Genomic DNA, 18,635 nt, shown 5'->3' with positions numbered 1-18,635 from the left:
ATCAACAGATTAGGCAGTCAGTCCAAACTGATTTTCTTTTCGGTTATATGTCTTAGTGGACAAAGATATCATGGTGTCATTGGAAAACTGTTCCGCGACACCAGGAGCGACGGCTAGAATGGCTCCGCCATGGGCTATCTCTTCGTGGGTCTGAGGGTAAACGCCTGTTCGCCCGCCAGCTTCACGCACCATAAGTAATCCTGCTAAGCAATCCCATGCATTCATATGCGATTCAGCATAGCCGTCAGTTCGACCTTCTGCTACCCAAGCCAATGCTAACGCGCCAGATGCGCCACGACGAATATTGGTGCCACTTGCCAATAATGAAGAAACGATTGCTAAGTAGATTTCTTGGGGAACCCGTGTAGACCATCCTAATTCAAAGGAGGAGCTATGGGTATCTGTTATAGTGGAAACTCGCAGCGCCTGACCATTTTTGCTGACGTAGTGGTCTTTGCGCGCTACATACATTTCGTTTGTCGTAGGGTTGTAGATCGCACCAAGTAGTGTTTCGCCGTTATGAACAAAAGCAATGGAAATACAAAAATGATCGATGCCACGGGCGAAGTTGGCCGTGCCATCAATGGGGTCAACCACCCAAAGGGATGGGTTGGTGACTGAGCCTCCTGTTTCTTCCCCAAGCAATCCATCGTTAGGAAAAAGCCGATGAATAGCCTGACGAATGTGTTCTTCTACTAGCGCATCGGCTTCTGTTAAAAAGTCTTGCTGGCCTTTCATGGTAAAGTCGCCCGGTTTTCTGGCGTGATAGCGTTCCAGTGCTAATGCTCCTGCGCTAAGAGTAATGTCATGCAGAGCGGTCTCACGTTTTTCTAATTCACTTTCTTTGATGTCGTGGAGGGTCAAGGAGGGATCCTTTTCTATTTGTTATATATAAATCAGTTGGGAAAAATTCGTCCCAACTGATTTCATTCTTAGTAATAATCGCTAAAGCCTTTTACGGTTTAATTCTTGAAGCTTAGGCTCCACAGATCTTGCCAATCTTGACGGCTTTCCCAATCCGATTTTGCTGTGGATGCGTCATACCCCATGATTTGATCGCGCACTTTATCAATGCCTGAAGGCTCGTTAGCAGGCAGTTTAACGGTCTGATTGGTGGACATTTTACCGTCAACACCCTGTGGCGCTATGCCTTCAGCTGTCATCATGTAACGAATAAAAAGTTTCGCAGCGTTAGGGCTCTTAGTACCTGTGGTGATAAAGCCTAAGCCTGGGTAGCTCCAGCCACTAAATGGCACCATGTCGGCACAAAGGCCAAGCTTCATGCCATTTTTATTGTTTCTGAACTTAGCCGCGCTGACCATGCCAACAAAGCTGTCCTTCACATCTGGTGCGCCAACGGCGTTGGCGGCTTCAGTGTCTGAACTGGTGACCAATGGGCGGTTTTCTGCGAGGGCTTTTACGAACGCCGCCGTCGCGCTGCTCTCGTTGGTTTTTAATGGTTTGCCGAATTCGGCTTGATAGGCATCGGCCATGGCTTTGTCGTGGTGTGTGGCTAGCTGATTAAACCAATCCGTGTAAGACGGTTTGCCAAGCGGATCCTGCATGGCGACTTTGCCTTGCCACTCTGGTTGGGTCAGTTGCCAAATATTGGTGATTGGGCAGGAGTCATAAAGGCCTGTGTTATAAGCCCAAATGTTTGGAGCTAAAACCACAGTAAGCGGCTTTTGGTAGGTTGCTGGAATGTGTTCAGCTAGATCGCTTGGAACCCAGCTGGTGACATAACCTTTTGATAAAAGCTGCTCTATACCTGCAGGGGCATCGGCCAGAATGGCAACGTCGGCTTTCACATTGCCGGCTTTCGCTTCACGGCTGACAATTTCGAGAATTTGCGAAGCTTTGGCTTTAATCCCTGTTGCTTGGATGCCGTATTTTTTGCTAAAGGATTCCGCCTGTTTAACAATTTTCCCTGTGGAATCATACACAGTTAGCGGTGCTTCTTGTTTTGCGGCTGCGATTAATGCTTGAAGATCAAATGTGTCGGCAGCGAAAGTCGAAGCCGCACCAAAAGTGGTTAGGCTAACAGTCAGTGCAAGAAGGCTTTTTTTCATCGGGAAGTTCATAACGGTTTCCTTTGTTGATTAGCTTATGCTTGTTTAGCGAGTGGTTGATTGGTGTGCTTTTGGTTGATTGACGCCGAGTTGAGCAGTAAATGGCTGTAATCGAGATCTGTTTCTGGAAGAACAAGGCGATTGTTTGCTTGATCAAAAAAGTGCAGTGATGATGTTGGCAAATAAGCATTTACTTGCTCTCCTTCTCGCCACTTCGGACGAGACTGAGTAGAGTGAAATAATCTGTCATCACCAAAACTCAGTTCAATCACCCAGCTGCCACCCGTTGGCATGATGTTTTCAATGCTCATTGGCAGCGTATTGGCGTTTGCCGTATCGGTCAGAATGATTTCTTCAGGACGGATCGCGCAGACGTTGGTGAATTCGTTGGTGGCGATTCTGCTTCGAATATGATTAGCAAGGCTGACTTGCTCTGCGGCAGAGGCTTTTAAATCAACAATATTTATTTTTGGGTTGCCAATAAATTCAGCCACAAAGCGATTGCATGGTTCGGCGTAAATTTCATCTGGCGTACCGATTTGTTGCAGCTGCCCTTTGTTCATGACTGCAATGGTGTTGGCCAGCGTCATGGCTTCCCATTGATCGTGGCTGACAAAAATAATGGTGGTGCCAAAGGTCTGATGTAAGCGACGCAGCTCGGCGCGCATTTCTAGTCGCAGAGTCGCATCTAGGTTCGATAAAGGCTCGTCTAATAACAAAATACCAGGATTCACCGCCAGCATACGTGCCAAGGCAACACGCTGTTGCTGGCCGCCAGACAATTGAGACGGATAACGGTCTGCGTATTCCAAAATGCGTAGCTTGCTCATCACATCCAAACAGCGCTCTTTGCGCTCTTGGGCTGGTACTTTTTGTAAGCGCAAACCAAAGTCCACATTGCGTTCTACTGTCATGTGAGGCCAAAGGGCATAGTTTTGAAATACAAAACCAATACGGCGCTGTTCCGGTGGAATAAAACAGGATTGGTGAACTGAATCGACCACCAAATCGTCTACGGCAATTTCGCCGCTGGTGGAATGTTCGATACCGGCAATCATGCGTAAAATCGTCGTTTTGCCACAGCCCGACGGGCCGAGCAAACACATGAATTCGCCGTCTTCCACTGTCAGTGATACTTGGTCAACGGAAGGTTCAGTATTGCCGTCGTAGCATTTCGTTAGATTGGTTAATGAGATTGTAGGCATATTAATTCTCCAGACCTTGAGCCAAACCAGTACCAGAGATCTTTTGGATCAAGACGGTGCCAAGCCAAGCGATAAGTGCAATCATCAAGACCACCGCATTGGCGGCTTGGTCGTAGTTGTAATCGAGTAAACGCAGTGAATAGGTGGTGAGAACATCCGTGGATGGAATCGCCAAGATAATGAATAGGCTGACGCCCTTAATACCGGAAATGAAAGGCAACAGAATTCCCGTTGCCAATGGCCCTGCTTGTATTGGGATAATGATTTTAGTCATGCGGCTAAACCAGTTGGCACCAGCAATACGTGCCGCTTCTTCCGGTTCCTTGCCCAGCTGTGTCATGGCGGCGATACCAGATCGACTGGCAAAGGGCATTTTGGAAGCTACTAGAGCAATAATTAATATGGCTGGCGTGCCGTACAGCGCTGGAATCGGGCCGCGCGAAACAGCGAACAAAGATAAAAACGCCGCCGCAAAGGCAATGCCGGGAACCAAATAGGGCAAGAAGGTAATTTGGCGTAAAAATGAGCCAACGCCTTTGAATGAACAGCGTAATACTGCGTAACCGACCAGCAAACCTAGCACACCAGAAATCATTGAAGACGAGCCAACAATGACAATAGTGTTCCACGCGGCCTGCCAAAATTCTGGTGTTAGCAAGATGCCATTGCGTAGGGCAACCGTGTCTAAATTACTGCCAATCCAATAGTCAAAGGTGAAGTTCTCCAGTGTAAAACGGCCGGGCAAAATCATGATGGTGGATAAGAATAAGGTCAGCAACGGCAGAACTACTCCGATCAATACAAAGGCCCCCGCAAAGCCAGATGCTGGCAAGCGCATACGGCCTAGTTTGCGCAGTCTGTCCATATTGCCTTTACCGCCAACAGTGACGAAGCGGCGAGCCTCTTTCATCATGCGCACATCAATCAGTAAGGTAATCACACCGATGATCATAATCACGCCAGCAATGACCGCAGCCACGCCGTTTTGACGGGTGTCTAGCGCTCGATACAAACCAGTTGCCAAGGTGTCATAGCGCACTGGTAAACCTAAAATATAAGGCACGGCGAACTCGCCAATACAATCGGCAAAAATCAATAAAGCGGCAGACATTAAGGCAGGGCGAATTAACGGCAGAACAATAGAAAAAGCAATGGTTCGTGATGGCGCACCAAGTACTCGAGCGCTGTCTTCCATTTGCGAATCAAGGCGACGTAACGCATTGCCGACAATCAAAATGACCAAGGGCGTGTAATGCAAAACCAAGATAAAAACGATGGGGAAATAGCCGTAAGCCACGCTGTTTGAAGTGGTGATTCCTAAAGATTCTAGCCAGCCAGGTTGTCCGCCAACAGTACGGTTTTTAAAAATCGTCGTCCAAGCGAGAGCGAAGGTCCAAGTCGGCAACATAAAAGGCACAATCAGTGCTGTGGCGAACCAAGCGCGTCCTGCCATGTTGGTGCGATTCACTAACCACGCCAGCGCTACGCCAATACTCATGGAAAACACCACCGTACTGGCCGCAATGGCTAAGGTGTTGTAGAGAGGTTGCCATAAAAGGATTTCAGAAATGCGTGAGTACAGAGTGCGAACAATATAGTAAAGAGTGAAACTGCCTTCGTCTTGGTGGGTTCTGGCTTCGTCTCCGGATTGCACGATAAAGGAATCCACGAGAATGGAGAGCACAGGTGCAAGAATCAAATAAGCAAAGAAAATAGCCAGAACAAGACCAATCAAATTGGCAGGCTCGTGTCGGGCAACAGCAAATGAATGCCTTGCGCGTCGCCAAATATTTGGCTTTTTTTGCTCTGCTGCGGTGAGCAAGATGGTCATAGGTTATTCCTTAGAAAAACATGTAATTTTCTAAACAATAATCTTCCTCTATGACAAACCGATGACATTTTGCACATATGTGCAATAAAAAATTTGCGAACGGTTTTTTAAGCTAAATAGCCTTATTAGATTGAGCGCGTAGACATCTCTTGTTACTTTAGTTTTTCTAGTAACGGGAGAGTGTAATGGAACATGTATTGCCGGACGATGAGGCTTTTTATGGCAAGACCTTTATGGATTTGTCGATGGAGCAGGGCAAAGTGAGTCGTAAGGTATTTGAGTCTTGCGTATTTGAATCTTGTGATTTCAGTGAAGCCTTCTTTGATGCTTGTACTTTCAAAGATTGTCAGTTCCGTAAGTGCAAATTAACGGCAGTGAATGTGAGAAACAGCAAGTTCTCAGATGTACAGTTTTATGAATCTAGAGTGCTGGGCGTGGATTGGACCAAAGCCTATTGGCGTGGCTTGGAGCTCGGTGCGCCGTTATTTTTTAAAGAATGTCTAGTGAATGCCTCGTCGTTTTACGGCTTGAAATTATCAGGTGTCGTGTTTGAAGATTGCCGAGCGCATGACGTGGATTTTCGAGAAGCAAGGATTTCCCGTGCGCGTTTTACTGGCACCGATTTAACCAACAGTTTGTTTGTGAACACGGATCTGACCGGTGCAGATTTTAACGGCGCGACCAACTACGATATTGATGTGAAGAAAAACACCATTAAAAACGCCATCTTTTGTCGATATGAAGCGGTAAGTTTACTGACGTCCCTTGGTATTAAATTGGTATAAAGCTCTCGTACAAAAACAAAAAAGGAAAGCTGCATGTTAAGAAAAGACAAAACCGGTTTGGTAGTAATAGACGTTCAAGGAAAGCTCGCGACTATTGTTCATGACAGCGAGGCCTTTATTGCCAATTTGGTCACGCTAGTAAAAGCCGCCAAGTTATTGGGAATGCCGATTCTGTGGTTGGAGCAAAACCCAGAGAAATTGGGCGCAACTGTGCCAGAACTACGCGAAGTTTTGGATAGGGTTGAACCTATTGCTAAGTATTCCTTTAGTGCCTGTGGCGAACCAGCTTTTGTCGAGGCGGTTAAAAAGGCCAAGATGAACTCGTGGCTGATTACCGGCATCGAAGCGCATATTTGTGTGTATCAAAGTGCGCTAGGCTTGTTGGATTTAGGTTATGACGTGGAATTGGTTAGCGATTGTGTATCATCTCGAACGATAGAGAACAAAGGCATGGCGCTCGCCAAGTTAGCTCGCAAAGGCGCGGAAGTGACTAGTCTGGAAATGTGCTTGTTTGAATTGATTGGAGATTGTCGAGCGGATGAATTTAGAGCGGCGCTTAGTTTAATTAAGTGATTACCCCCTCCCAACCTCCCCCTTGGCAGGGGGAGGAGTTTAGAGCTTTTTGTTCCCATCTTCTTGGCAAAAGGGTCCCTAGGGTGGGGTTATTTTATGTTTAACTTACCTTGATTAGTCTGCTTTGTGGTTTAATCCAGCAATAGTTTTTATTGATACTCAATACCTTTCCCTCTAGGCAGGCAACATGAACATAGACAAATCTAAAAAGCGTATCGCGAAGAAAGTAAAAATGGGTTTCAAAGGTTATCCGCAACTTTCCATTGCGTACTTCGGCGAAACAGAAGAAATCGCCACAGAAGTGGTTGTGACTTTTACGGCTGAAGAAGGCGCAGAGCCACAAGATCAGCGTTTTGCGGGCCAAAGTGATGTGCGTGAAGACGAAGTGATACAATCGGCCTTGGTGAAAATCATGGAACGCACTGACGCGAAAACGGTATTAGAAATAGAAGGTGTTTCGGTGAAAGCGTAAACACACTTTTTAAATTAAATATCAAACTGCTGCTTGACCTTGGACTGTACTCCAAGGTCTACACTCTTGTTATAGACTCATAACAGGAGAGATGTATGCATCATTTATCAGGTCAACATAAAGAAAATTGCCAATCTCATTCTTCATGCCAGTGTCACCAATCAAAACATCATTCATCACACGTACATCAAGAAACAAGTAGCTCTTGCTGTTCCACGCAAAGTGAGGTTTCCTCTTGCTGCGCAAGCGAAGATAGTGGAAAAAAAGAAAGTCAGTGCTGTTCTTCGGATGACGAAGGCGACGCCAGTTGCTGTACATCCGCGGAAGCTGACGGTACCCCAGCAGCCCAAGCAAGCGGAAAACAAAACTATAGTTGGCGAGTCAGCGGAATGGATTGTGCCAGTTGTGCGCGTTCCATTGAAAAGGCGGTATCTTCTGTGGATGGCGTAGTGAGCGCCAATGTGGTTTTTTCTACCGAAAAATTACGTGTTTCGGCGGATGCTGATGTGTCTGACAAAATCCAAGAAGCCGTAAAAGGTATTGGTTTTGATTTACAGCCTTTAACGGCGGTTCCAGAAGCTTCCTCATCATTGTTGTCTTTTGAAAACTTGCGAGAATACGGCCCGATTGTCGGGTTGGCTGTACTGATGCTATTCAGCTGGGGGGTAACGCAATTTAATCCTGTATTGGGTGAGACGGCGTTTATTGTTACCACCCTGGTTGGTTTAGTGCCCATCGTGAAAAAATCATGGCGCATGATGCGCAGCGGTTCGCCGTTTGCCATTGAGACCTTAATGAGTGTGGCAGCCGTTGGCGCGTTATTTATCGGTGCCACCGCAGAAGCGGCCATGGTGTTGTTGCTGTTTATGATTGGCGAGTGCTTGGAATCTTTTGCGGCGAATCGCGCGCGCAAGGGCGTCAGCGCCTTGATGGCCTTGCTGCCAGAAGAAGCCTTGATTATCAAAAATGGTGAGCGTCAAAAAATCGCTATAGCGGATTTACGTCCAGGAAATGAAATTGAAGTGTCACCGGGTGAGCGCTTACCTGCGGATGCGGAACTCTTGTCCGAAATGGCAAGCTTCGATGAAAGCGCGTTGACGGGTGAATCTGTACCTGTTGAGCGATTACGAGACGAAAAAGTTCCCGCTGGCAGCTTGCTGGCAGATCGGGTGGTGCGACTCAAGGTCGTGTCACAACCGGGTAATAACGCCATAGATCGGATTTTGCATCTTATTGAAGAAGCGGAAGAGCGCCGAGCACCACTTGAGCGCTTCTTAGATAAATTCAGTCGCATCTACACGCCAGTGATTATGCTGATTTCTGTTTTGGTGATCTTGATTCCGCCTCTGGCTTTCGCTCAACCTTGGGATACGTGGATTTATCGTGGCTTGGCTTTGTTATTGATTGGTTGTCCTTGTGCCTTGGTGATTTCGACGCCAGCGGCGATTACGTCTGGTTTGGCAGCGGCGACTCGTCGTGGTGCTTTGATTAAGGGCGGCTTGGCGTTAGAACAATTAGGCCGAATCAAAACCATCGCCTTTGATAAAACCGGTACGCTCACAGAAGGCAAGCCAAGCGTGACAGATGTGGTGACGTTTAATCAGGCTTCTGAGAACCATGTATTGGCTGCAGCGGCGGCCGTTGAAATCGGGTCTCATCATCCGTTGGCTAAGGCCATTGTGGATTACACCGAGCAGCAGGGTGTCACTCTTGTTCATGCAGATAATCGTAAAACCTTGGCGGGTGTTGGTGTAGAAGGATACCTTGCTGGTAAGAAAATCAGCATAAGCGCGCCAAGTAAGTTAGAACGGGCATTAGACGGTGCTATTCAACAGCAAGTTATTGGCCTTGAGGAAGAAGGTAAAACGGTCGTAGTTGTTCTCGAAGATGGCGAGATTTTGGGTTTGATCGCGTTGCGGGATAGATTACGCGATGACGCTAAAGCCGCGCTTAAAGACTTAGCCGATTTGGGTATTAATGGTGTGATGTTAACGGGTGATAATGCCCGTGCCGCAGCGGCGATTGCCGCGGAGCTGAATATAGATTACCGCGCGAGTTTGTTGCCAGAAGATAAAGTCACCGCGGTGACTGAATTGAATAAACAACAAGTCACCGCCATGGTGGGCGATGGTATTAATGACGCACCAGCGATGAAGGCATCTACCATAGGTATTGCGATGGGGAGCGGCACAGACGTGGCGTTAGAAACGGCCGATGCAGCACTGACGCATAACCGTTTGCAAGGCTTGGCTGAGATGATTCGCTTATCCCGTGCGACCAATGCCAATATTCGTCAAAATATCACCATTGCCTTAGGATTAAAGGCGGTGTTTTTGGTGACAACCTTGTTGGGTTTAACTGGGCTTTGGCTTGCCGTGTTGGCGGATTCTGGCGCAACGGCCTTGGTTACTGCGAATGCATTAAGGTTGCTCAGAAAAAATACCAGTCAGTGAATAGGCTATGTTTAGTACCTTGTTTTGACTGATAAAATGAACCGCCAGTCATCAATATTTCATTTATGTTAATGAAATGGGTAAGAAAATATCAATTCGTTTACAAAGCGCTAAGTTTTGTTCTGCAAGCGCATTTTTATAGAAAGTTGGTGGTAGGATTTCGCACCTTGTGTTTGATGTTGGTCGTAGAAAGGGCGCTTTTGGTGGCTATAAATATACCAAAATACTGTCCTAACTACGGTTGGCCTATATCAATGTCTGATGGTGGTGAAATGCCTGTGGGGCGAATCCTATCATCCAACTATAAAATAATAGATGTTGTTTGCTTTATGAAAAATCAAAATACACCTCCAGAAAAATCCTTATCTGCTCCGTTCGTTTATCCAAACATGAAAATTGCGTTTATCTTATTGATTACCTGTTTTGCTGCATGGGGTGTTGCCGCCAACATGACAGATCCTTTGGTGAAAGTGTTTAGCAAAATTTTTACCATGAGTACGTTTGAATCGGCTTTAGTACAGTTCGCTTATTATGGCGCGTATTTCTGCTTGGCGATTCCTGCTGCGTTTATCAATGCCCGTTACTCTTATAAAGCGGGCGTGTTGACAGGATTAGGCTTGGCGATTTTAGGTGCTTTGGCGTTTTATCCTGCCAGTGTTTCGATGACCTATGGTTTCTTTTTAGCTGCTTTGTTTATTTTGGCCGCAGGCTTATCTATTTTAGAAACCTCGGCGAACCCATTTGTGATGACCATGGGGCCAGAAGGCAGTGCAGCACGCCGTTTAAACTTGGCCCAAGCCTTTAACCCAGTTGGCACCAATATCGGTGTGTTTCTTGCGGCTACATTGATTCTTCCTAATCTAAATACGGCTTCTCCTGAAGAAAGAGCCAGCATGGCTCCCGAGATGCTGCTTAGCATTCGAGCAGATGAATTAAATAGCGTGATGACACCTTATGTCGGCATGGCGTTTGTGTTGATGATCATTTGGGCGTTTATCTATTTTATGCGCGTACCTAAATCGGCTAACAAGGTTAATGTTGATGAGGTACAGAAGATTGATTTTGTGGCGACACTAGGACGATTGCTTGCTAGAAAACAATACCGTTGGGGTGTTGTAGCACAGTTCTTTAACGTTGCTGCACAAACTTGTACTTGGACTTTTACTATCCAATATGTGCAAGAAACATTGGGTGGGACAGAAGCCAGTGCGTCTGATTATTTGCAGTATAGTTTGATTATTTTCTTAATATCGCGTTTTGTTATGACGTGGTTGATGGGCTTTTTCCGTCCTGCTGTGTTGCTAAGCATCTTGGCTTTATTAGGTACTGCTTTATGCCTATACGCTGTGATGGTGCCAGATGTAACTGGTGTTTGGGCGATAGTGTCTATTTCCGCTTGTTTATCTTTGATGTTCCCAACGATTTACAGCATTGCGTTGGACGGTCTTGGTAGTGATACGAAATTCGGTTCTGCGGGTTTGGTAATGGCTATCTTGGGTGGTGCCGTGATGCCATTGATCCAAGGCGCGACTATCGATGAGTACGGCGCTATTATTTCTTATGTTGTGCCTGCTGCTTGTTTCTTAGTTGTAGCAGCTTACGGAATGTTCTCAGTGAAAAATACCTCTGTTTAAGATATTTGGTTTTAAACGCTGATTAGAATGAATGCTAAAGAGCCTCGCGGATGCGGGGCTTTTTTTGTTTGCTGACTTTGTGTTTCAACTCGTTTGTTATGGTCCATTGTTGTGCAAAACCACCGCTCGGCTTGGAAAAGCGAGGGATTTGCATGGATACACACCCTGATTTGATACCAAGGATCGATAGAGTGACTTCATCCTGCATTTTTTTGAATACTTGGCTAGTAAGTAACTGAGTAAATGGTTAGCGCTCTTAAAAGTTGAATGTCTTATAAGATTAAGGCCTCTAGGGAAGGTGCGAACAAGTCCTCTTGCCTCAGCATGTGGATAAAAGTCTGTTGTTCGAGGCGAGTACCGAATGTGAATAGTGGTTCTATTTTCGAGGTGCTCAACAAAGAATACAGGCTTTTAGACCATGCCCTCGGCAATTGCTCCTGCATTGCCCTAATTACCTACATCCATGTAGGCATATGGGTCTTTCAGAGAAAACGCCACATGTCGTTGCGACTCTTTGAAAGGTACCTACATTCCTTCAGAGTCGCGCCTTATTTGACGATTTCTCTGAAAGACTGAGGCTTAGTAGACTTATTCGCACCTTCCCTAGCACTCGCATCAGACAGCATACAAGTATTGATTTAAAAGTTAGGACGCTAAGTGCTAAAAGCGGATATGGAAAATCCATATCCGTTTTTAAATTAGGTTTACCTAAGCAAAATAGGCAGAGGTAAAAGCCGTTTGCAAAAGACGCGCAGTGAACTAGTTATTCAGTGGTCCTGCAAATCTAACTTCAGGAAGTCCTGCAGAGAACATTTCCTCCGCTTTTATCAGCATGCCATCACTGTCTGTCGGTTTATCTAGGCCCACCTTCGCACTTGTACAATAAAGCGTTTCATAACTTGGTCCCGCTAACACTGGGCAAGTGGTTTGAACACTGGGAGACTGGATGACTCGGTCAACGTTTCCGGTATCAGTGTAACGTACCACTCGGCTACCGCCCCATTCGGCATTCCATAAATAGCCTTGCGCATCAATGCAGGAGCCATCTGGCGCACCACCGTCTTCGACTTTTACAAAAATGCGCTGATTATCGAGAGACGGATAGTCACAGCAGAAAATCTGACCCTGCATAGAATCGCTGTAGTACATGGTGCCGCCGTCTGGGCTGAAACAGATACTGTTTGGAATGACGACGGCAGGTAATGCCAGCGTTTCTGTTTCCAAAGTAGCAGCGTTCAGTCGATGAAATTGTCCGCATTTTTGAACATAGTCACCGTCCAGCATGGAGCTAAAGACAAAGTTGCCAGAGCGATCGCACCGTCCATCACCGATACGCGTCCCCGTCATACCAGGTGATGATGCTACAGGGGTTAACACCTCCGTATTCAGGTCATAAAAAGCGAGCTGTGACGCTAGCCCTATAAGCAAAACATCCGCTTTCCCAGTTAGCGCAAACGATCCAGCGCGTTCGGGTAGAGACCAGCGTTTGACGATACCGCTTTCTTCTTCAAAGGCGAGCAGCTCACTACCCTCAATATCTGTCCAGAATACTCTGCGTGTTTTTTCACACCAGAGTGGACATTCTCCCAACGCATTATTAACATCAGTAACGATTGAAAACATTTTAATTCTCCAGAGGCAACATTATAGTGAACCGATGCTTGCAGACACCCACAAGCCGTTCACTTCTATCCGTGTAGAAAACGTTCGGATAACTTGTCGCCGAACAACATAATGGCGAGTCCGATCAACATGACCAGCATTCCGCCAAGTTTCAGCCCCGAAACGGGGCGTCGGATGGAACCCAACAAACCAAAGTGATCTATGACCTGTGATGACAGCAGCTGCCCGACAATAGCCAACCCGAGCAAAGCTGAAAAACCAATTTTTGGGGCCAGCACGACATAACTAAATAATGCACATGCGCCGATAACACCACCCACTAAAGTCCACAATGGTTGCGACGGAATGGCGGTAAGCGAGGAGAATAAGCCTCCTCGCAGCAGTGAATAAATCCCAAGGCAGAACGCTCCAGCCGAGAAAGAAAATAGTGCAGCAGTGACAGAGTCACCACCCAACCCTTTTGCTAACTGACTGTTCAAGGTTGTCTGCAACGTGATACCCAGACCGGCAGCAAAAGCAATTAAGTAATAGATCATGCTCATCGGTATTCCCCTATTAGTTAGCCTGCTCTAAAGGCAGAAAAACGTCAGCAAATACATCAGGCTGATAGCCAGACGCAGCAAACAGATGCTCTAGGGATTCATCAATGGCAGCACGAAGACGCTCACTGTCGACACCCAAAACTTGACCCTTCTGTTTGACGATACGACCAGCGATTATCACGGTATCAATGTTGCTACGTTCCGTTGCATGCACCACGGTGCCAAAAGCATTACCGGACGGGTAAAGGTTGATGTCATTGGCGTTAATCAAGATCAGGTCTGCTTGTTTCCCCGGCGTCAAACTGCCAATTTTGTCCTGCAAACCGGCACAAGCGGCACCATCAACGGTGGCGGATTTAAGAAGCTGAGCGGCTGGAAGCGTTGTCTGCATATGATCATGATCAGAACCACAGTGCTTCTGCTGATGCATGCCCATGACTCGTTGTAGATAAAATGCCACACGCATTTCCATAAACATGTCAGTACTGTAAGAGGTTTCATTATCGACACTTAGTCCTGGGCTAATGCCATGACGCTGCGCAGCTGGCATAGCGAACATACCGTCTTCGATGCCATAGTGTGAATCAGAGCGTGGGCAGACGTTTACTCGAACACCCGCTTCACGCAGGATTTTCCATCCTTCATCAGGCAGTGACGTGCAGTGATTGAAAATATTATCTGGACCAAGAAGACCTTGCTGATGCAGTGGTTCAAGTTCATCCGCCATCAAAGAGCCAAAGAACTCAGTCACAATAGGTAACCCTAATCGACGAGCTTCGGCCCATAACTCTGGCTCCAACTGAGCCATGACGCCAAGAGAAACAAGGCTGTCAGGGTTATTCGTAAAGTATTTTTCCTGCAAGCGTTGCCAGTTACCTGGCCAGTGCGCTTTATCCCATTCACCAGCAACGGGCGCACCCGAGGCATGTATGGCGCGAATGCCTGAATCAAGTAGGGCCTCAACGGCGGCATCTGAATGTTCAGCGGTGCGGCTGTTATGAGAATTGTCTATGACAGTAGTGATACCCGCGTCAATGCAGCCCAGAGCCGTCAGCAAGTTGCCGATATAATTATCCGCTGGACGATAGTATTTGGCGAAAGAGAAGTGCGTGGCGTTACTATAGTCTTCCAAACAGGTGGCATTAGGGTTGATGCGGCGTAATTGGCCTTCCCACGAGTGACGATGAGAGTCCACCATACCCGGCATGGCAATCATGTTGGTAGCATCAATGACATGGGCGCCCTCTGCATCTAGATTCTGTCCCACAGCGGTAATGGTAGATCCAGTAATAAGAATATCACCACACTCAATATTACCTACCTTCTCATCCATGCTCAGAATCGTTGCCCCACGAATCAAGGTTTTAGGGGGAGTTGTAGTCTGATTATTAACAATATTTCTTACGTAATCGGTCATCTTTAATTCACCTTTTTGAAATTTCGTGAAGCAAGGGTACGCAAAGTGACTATTCGCAAAAAGACAGTTAAACTGTTTTCATTATTCAATAATTACGAACAATGGCGCCATCGGTTGTGGCTCTTGGAAAAAGCATATGGATCGTATTCAAGCAATGCAGATTTTTGTTCGTGTGGCGGAAGCTGGGAGTTTTATCTATGCAGCGGAAACCTTGTCCTTACCAGCCTCGACGGTGAGTAGTACGGTTAAAAGTCTTGAAAAATATTTGCAGGTGCGCCTGCTGAACAGAACAACACGGCGCGTCAGCTTGACCACAGAGGGCGCGCAGTATTTGGCTCAGTGTTTGGAAATACTTAAATTAATTGAGCATACAGAGTCTAGCCTGACCGATTCCGTTAAACGGCCTCAAGGGCGTTTACGAGTTGATATGCCTGGCGGTATTGCCCATTTTGTCATCATGCCAAATCTGCAAGACTTTTACAGACGCTATCCGGATATCTATCTAATGATAGGGGTTAATGACCGACAGGTAGATCTTGTTCAGGAAGGCGTAGATTGTGTCATTCGAACTGGTGAGCTTAATGACTCTACGCTCGTTGCACGACCGCTTGGTCGATTTCGCTGGGTGACATGCGCTTCTCCGGCCTATCTCGAAGAGAAAGGGATTCCACAGACGCCAGAAGATTTATCTGACCACCGAGCCGTTCATTATTTTTCAGGGCATGCTAAGCGAGCGAATGAAATGAGCTTTGTTAGCGGCTCTGAAAAAATGTCAATCCCGGTTAGCGGGGCAGTGGCCGCCAATGAGACGGGGCTATACATAAAAATGTGTCTTGAAGGGTTAGGGCTGGTGCAGCTTGCTGAGAAGGTGGTATCTGAACACCTAGAAGAAGGCCGACTCGTTGAAGTTTTGGCGGACTGGCAACCTGTGTCCGTACCGGTTAATTTGCTCTATCCGCATCAACGTTTTCTATCGCCAGCCGTACGGGCATTTGCCGATTGGGCAACCGAGCTTATCAGTGACGATAATTCGTCCATCTGATCGACAAGAGCAAACACCACTTTTTCTGTACTAAGATGACGGTGTCATATTTATCTGTGTAACCGTAATTTCGCTAATACGGGAGAGAGTTATCTCCCGTATCTGATAAATATGGGTTTAACGCATCGATGGAGCCGGTTCAAGATGGACGTTTCGCCCAGCCATCATGCCAGTACACGCACCAGCAACAGCGATAGCTGCCGTAATTAACAGCGGTGCAGTCCAGCCGCCCGTCCAGTCGTGCACTTGACCTAGCAATAAGGGGCCTGCTGCCGCCATGAGATACCCGACACACTGTGCCATTCCTGACAGAGCAGCCGCGTCGCCAGCATTCTGCGTACGCAGTACAACGAAAGTCAAACCTAGCATCATGCAGGCACCAGAGCCAAAGCCCAGAAGCGCAGCCCACAAGATGGCGAACTCTGGCGCATAAATAAGCCCGATAAACGATAAGGCAACCAACAGGCTGGTTGTTACGGCCGCCAGTTTCTGATCTTTTAGGCGGCGCAGCGTGGCTGCTAGTATTAACCCCGGAATGGCTGTGGCCAGTTGAAGTGTCCCATGTACGGAGCCTGCTTCAGTGGCGGATATACCATTATCCATCAGAATAGTCGGTAACCAACCTACAGCGACATAAAAAGGCATCGCATTGAGCCCCATAAACAGTGTGACCTGCCATGCTAGAGGCGATTTCCAGACGGCTACTGTCGCTGATTTTTTCGGATTGGACAGGCTCACTGGCTCATGCTTTTTAAGCTGCGGCAACCACACAATAAGCGCAAACAGCGGGGCTGCAATTAATAAAGTCAGCGCAATGTTCCAGCCCCAAACCTGTGTTAAAGGAATCATGATGGCAGACCCTATCGCACCCGCTGCCCCCATCGTAATGGAATACGCCCCTGTCATGGAGGCAACGTTGGCTGAGAGGTCGCGTTTAACTAGACCAGGCAGCAGTACGTTACCCAAGGCAATCCCTGTGCCTATTAGTATTGTACCTAGATATAAGGCCCACACACTTCCTGTAGAACGCAGCAAGATTCCTAAAGAAATGATTGTCATTGCAGCAAAAAGTGTACGTTCTAGTCCGAACTTTCGGGCAACAGGTGCACTCAGTGGTGAGAATGCAGCAAATGCCAGCAATGGTAATGAAGTAAGCAGACCGACGGCCGAGGAGCTTAAGCCGAAATCACTTTGGATAAGCGGCAGAACGGGCGCTATACTGGTAAAAGGAAGCCGCAGGTTAACCGCAATAAAAAGAATTCCCGCCACAAGTGCAATGGTATTCCACTTGTTTTTAGTGTCTAACATATTCTCTAACCTTCTTTACTTTAGAAAAAAAAGCACTATAAAGTATCAGAAGAGCGTATAATATAGACAATATGACAGGTGATATCTAAATTATGCCAGATTTTAAAAAGACGGTTTCCTCACCGGAAGACTTCGATTCCGATGAGTTCATGCAGGCAGCCGTTGCCTTACAGATCGAACCTGACCTGAAGCATTCCGGTGTTAGACCGCATCACCACCGCAAGGGTCAGTTGATCTTGTCTTTGCATGGTGCGGTGAGCTGTGAAGTACAAGACGCACTATGGCTTGTGCCTCCTCAGCACGCGGTCTGGATCCCAAGCGGCACCCCTCACAGCTGCCGAATCACCCAAAACGCCAGCACCTGCTTTTTGTTTATTGAGCCTAGTGCGGCAGTGATGCCCGACACATGCTGCACCCTTGCCATAACGCCTCTTGTACGAGAGTTGGTTCTGCATCTTGCTGAGCAGGATCCCGCTTACCCTTCAGAGGGTAAAACAGCCCGTCTTGTTGCAGTGCTTCTCGAACAGCTTTCTGATGCGCCGCTCAAAGAGCTGCATCTACCCATATCAGACCACCCCAAAATTAGACACATTGCCGATGCACTTTTTGCAGACCCTAGTGACCGTACCACTTTACGTCAGTGGGCGGCCAGACTTGCAACCAGTGAGCGATCGCTCGCTAGATTGGTGGAAAATGCTACCGGATTGAGCTTCGGGCGCTGGCGTCAGCAGCTGCATCTGATGATCGCACTGAGTCAGTTGGCAGAGGGGAAATCGGTGCAAAGTGTCGCGGGAAATCTGGGGTATGATTCTGTAAATGCCTTCATCACTATGTTCAAAAAAGCACTGGGTAAATCGCCTACCCAATATTTTTCCTCGCTGCGATAATGAATTTGGGGTCAGATCAAAAACTAACCTGTTGGTGTGGTTCCGTGATGTATATTCTTTAAAATACTCTGAATTTGGGATCAGATCAAAAACTAACCTGTTGGTGTGGTTCCGTGATGTATATTCTTTAAAATACTCAGTGGCATCATGAGCCACTGTATCTCTAGTTTCTTGATCTGACCCCAAGACTTCAATAGACAAGCAACGTCCCCAATGATTTACAGATTCGCGTTGGACGGGGGCCATTGATCTAAGGCGCGATTATAGATGAGTACGGCGAGGTTTTTCTTATGTTGTATTGTATCTGTAGTTTACTTCTTAGTTGTAGCGGCTTACGGTATGTTCCCAGTGAAAAACACCTCTGTTTAATTACTGGTTATAATGAATGCTAAATAGCCTCGCGGATGCGGGGCTTTTTTTACCTGTGACTTTGTGTATTAACTTCCTTATCATTCGTTAAGCGATTAAGGGTGCTAGTTTGTGATTTAGTGATATCGACAGGAATCAAAAACATTTTTGAGCCTGAAGCTATACCACTTCAGGTACCTAATATGCTGGAATATGAAGGCTTTGAAGTCACAGTGTTTGAAGCCAGAATGGCATTGGGTACGAAAAACTATGACTGGCTGCCAACTTACATCAACGCGTACAGTCCTTTATTGGAAGTGCAAAAAGCCGTAGTTGATGGAATCGTTGGGCGTTTAACGTTTTGTGAAACGACAGCGATAGATGATAGATCCGTTTTGTGGGTTAGAGCAATTACGTTATTGATTGGGTGATAGGAGCTATGAATA

16 protein-coding genes are annotated in these 18,635 nt (G+C 46.9%); 8 read left to right on the top strand and 8 right to left on the bottom strand.

Annotated features, from left to right (window positions below):
- Positions 1-9 precede the first annotated feature (9 nt).
- The 4 genes from JSY38_RS03150 to JSY38_RS03135 all read right to left on the bottom strand — a co-directional run bounded on the left by JSY38_RS03150 (position 10) and on the right by JSY38_RS03135 (position 5,105).
- Positions 10-864: an inositol monophosphatase family protein gene (locus tag JSY38_RS03150; RefSeq protein WP_205115217.1), complete on the bottom strand. Its 855-nt coding sequence runs from the start codon at positions 862-864 to the stop codon at positions 10-12.
- A 98-nt stretch (positions 865-962) separates the two neighbouring features.
- A complete protein-coding gene (locus JSY38_RS03145; RefSeq protein ID WP_205115216.1) occupies positions 963-2,081 on the bottom strand; it encodes an ABC transporter substrate-binding protein in 1,119 nt (372 codons plus the stop codon).
- Positions 2,082-2,104: 23 nt separating this feature from the next.
- Complete coding sequence (locus JSY38_RS03140) at positions 2,105-3,274, bottom strand: ABC transporter ATP-binding protein (protein ID WP_205115215.1); 1,170 nt, start codon at positions 3,272-3,274, stop codon at positions 2,105-2,107.
- Position 3,275: 1 nt separating this feature from the next.
- Positions 3,276-5,105: an ABC transporter permease gene (locus tag JSY38_RS03135; RefSeq protein ID WP_205115214.1), complete on the bottom strand. Its 1,830-nt coding sequence runs from the start codon at positions 5,103-5,105 to the stop codon at positions 3,276-3,278.
- Positions 5,106-5,290: 185 nt separating this feature from the next.
- Here JSY38_RS03135 and JSY38_RS03130 point away from each other — a divergent pair, with 185 nt between their 5' ends.
- The 5 genes from JSY38_RS03130 (at position 5,291) to fucP (ending at position 11,022) form a co-directional block, all read left to right on the top strand.
- On the top strand, positions 5,291-5,890 hold the full coding sequence (locus JSY38_RS03130) for a pentapeptide repeat-containing protein (protein WP_114412474.1): 600 nt from the start codon (positions 5,291-5,293) through the stop codon (positions 5,888-5,890).
- A 33-nt stretch (positions 5,891-5,923) separates the two neighbouring features.
- Positions 5,924-6,463: a hydrolase gene (locus JSY38_RS03125; protein WP_114412473.1), complete on the top strand. Its 540-nt coding sequence runs from the start codon at positions 5,924-5,926 to the stop codon at positions 6,461-6,463.
- 187 nt (positions 6,464-6,650) lie between these two features.
- On the top strand, positions 6,651-6,935 hold the full coding sequence (locus JSY38_RS03120) for a hypothetical protein (RefSeq protein WP_114412472.1): 285 nt from the start codon (positions 6,651-6,653) through the stop codon (positions 6,933-6,935).
- A 95-nt stretch (positions 6,936-7,030) separates the two neighbouring features.
- Positions 7,031-9,388 (top strand): zinc/cadmium/mercury/lead-transporting ATPase, encoded by a 2,358-nt coding sequence (locus JSY38_RS03115; protein WP_205115213.1) that lies wholly within the window; start codon positions 7,031-7,033, stop codon positions 9,386-9,388.
- 203 nt (positions 9,389-9,591) lie between these two features.
- Positions 9,592-11,022 (top strand): L-fucose:H+ symporter permease, encoded by a 1,431-nt coding sequence (gene fucP, locus JSY38_RS03110; protein ID WP_239544264.1) that lies wholly within the window; start codon positions 9,592-9,594, stop codon positions 11,020-11,022.
- A gap of 759 nt (positions 11,023-11,781) precedes the next feature.
- Here the strand turns inward: fucP and JSY38_RS03105 are convergent.
- The 3 genes from JSY38_RS03105 to JSY38_RS03095 form a co-directional block, all read right to left on the bottom strand.
- Entirely contained in the window at positions 11,782-12,645 is an 864-nt protein-coding gene (locus tag JSY38_RS03105; protein WP_205115212.1) for an SMP-30/gluconolactonase/LRE family protein, read from the bottom strand.
- 65 nt (positions 12,646-12,710) lie between these two features.
- Positions 12,711-13,187, bottom strand: coding sequence for a DMT family transporter (locus tag JSY38_RS03100; RefSeq protein WP_205115211.1), 477 nt, complete (start codon positions 13,185-13,187; stop codon positions 12,711-12,713).
- Positions 13,188-13,200: 13 nt separating this feature from the next.
- Positions 13,201-14,604: an amidohydrolase family protein gene (locus tag JSY38_RS03095; protein WP_205115210.1), complete on the bottom strand. Its 1,404-nt coding sequence runs from the start codon at positions 14,602-14,604 to the stop codon at positions 13,201-13,203.
- 136 nt (positions 14,605-14,740) lie between these two features.
- Here JSY38_RS03095 and JSY38_RS03090 point away from each other — a divergent pair, with 136 nt between their 5' ends.
- On the top strand, positions 14,741-15,646 hold the full coding sequence (locus JSY38_RS03090; protein WP_205115209.1) for a LysR family transcriptional regulator: 906 nt from the start codon (positions 14,741-14,743) through the stop codon (positions 15,644-15,646).
- A gap of 117 nt (positions 15,647-15,763) precedes the next feature.
- On the opposite strand, the gene JSY38_RS03085 is transcribed toward JSY38_RS03090, so the two are convergent.
- On the bottom strand, positions 15,764-16,954 hold the full coding sequence (locus tag JSY38_RS03085; protein ID WP_205115208.1) for a CynX/NimT family MFS transporter: 1,191 nt from the start codon (positions 16,952-16,954) through the stop codon (positions 15,764-15,766).
- 92 nt (positions 16,955-17,046) lie between these two features.
- Here JSY38_RS03085 and JSY38_RS03080 point away from each other — a divergent pair, with 92 nt between their 5' ends.
- A complete protein-coding gene (locus JSY38_RS03080; RefSeq protein ID WP_072837928.1) occupies positions 17,047-17,841 on the top strand; it encodes an AraC family transcriptional regulator in 795 nt (264 codons plus the stop codon).
- 551 nt (positions 17,842-18,392) lie between these two features.
- A complete protein-coding gene (locus JSY38_RS03075) occupies positions 18,393-18,620 on the top strand; it encodes a hypothetical protein (RefSeq protein WP_114412469.1) in 228 nt (75 codons plus the stop codon).
- Positions 18,621-18,635: the final 15 nt, after the last annotated feature.

The organism is Marinomonas foliarum (assembly GCF_016906065.1).
In the GTDB taxonomy this organism is placed as follows: domain Bacteria; phylum Pseudomonadota; class Gammaproteobacteria; order Pseudomonadales; family Marinomonadaceae; genus Marinomonas; species Marinomonas foliarum.
This window is presented reverse-complemented; position numbering and strand designations above follow the sequence as displayed.

Excerpts from the sequence above, each read along its gene's own strand:
- JSY38_RS03145 (WP_205115216.1), bottom strand. The coding sequence starts at position 2,081 with ATGAACTTCCCGATGAAAAAAAGCCTTCTTGCACTGACTGTTAGCCTA.
- JSY38_RS03140 (WP_205115215.1), bottom strand. The coding sequence starts at position 3,274 with ATGCCTACAATCTCATTAACCAATCTAACGAAATGCTACGACGGCAAT.
- JSY38_RS03135 (WP_205115214.1), bottom strand. The coding sequence starts at position 5,105 with ATGACCATCTTGCTCACCGCAGCAGAGCAAAAAAAGCCAAATATTTGG.
- JSY38_RS03130 (WP_114412474.1), top strand. The coding sequence starts at position 5,291 with ATGGAACATGTATTGCCGGACGATGAGGCTTTTTATGGCAAGACCTTT.
- JSY38_RS03125 (WP_114412473.1), top strand. The coding sequence starts at position 5,924 with ATGTTAAGAAAAGACAAAACCGGTTTGGTAGTAATAGACGTTCAAGGA.
- JSY38_RS03120 (WP_114412472.1), top strand. The coding sequence starts at position 6,651 with ATGAACATAGACAAATCTAAAAAGCGTATCGCGAAGAAAGTAAAAATG.
- JSY38_RS03115 (WP_205115213.1), top strand. The coding sequence starts at position 7,031 with ATGCATCATTTATCAGGTCAACATAAAGAAAATTGCCAATCTCATTCT.
- JSY38_RS03105 (WP_205115212.1), bottom strand. The coding sequence starts at position 12,645 with ATGTTTTCAATCGTTACTGATGTTAATAATGCGTTGGGAGAATGTCCA.
- JSY38_RS03100 (WP_205115211.1), bottom strand. The coding sequence starts at position 13,187 with ATGAGCATGATCTATTACTTAATTGCTTTTGCTGCCGGTCTGGGTATC.
- JSY38_RS03095 (WP_205115210.1), bottom strand. The coding sequence starts at position 14,604 with ATGACCGATTACGTAAGAAATATTGTTAATAATCAGACTACAACTCCC.
- JSY38_RS03090 (WP_205115209.1), top strand. The coding sequence starts at position 14,741 with ATGGATCGTATTCAAGCAATGCAGATTTTTGTTCGTGTGGCGGAAGCT.
- JSY38_RS03085 (WP_205115208.1), bottom strand. The coding sequence starts at position 16,954 with ATGTTAGACACTAAAAACAAGTGGAATACCATTGCACTTGTGGCGGGA.
- JSY38_RS03080 (WP_072837928.1), top strand. The coding sequence starts at position 17,047 with ATGCCAGATTTTAAAAAGACGGTTTCCTCACCGGAAGACTTCGATTCC.
- JSY38_RS03075 (WP_114412469.1), top strand. The coding sequence starts at position 18,393 with ATGCTGGAATATGAAGGCTTTGAAGTCACAGTGTTTGAAGCCAGAATG.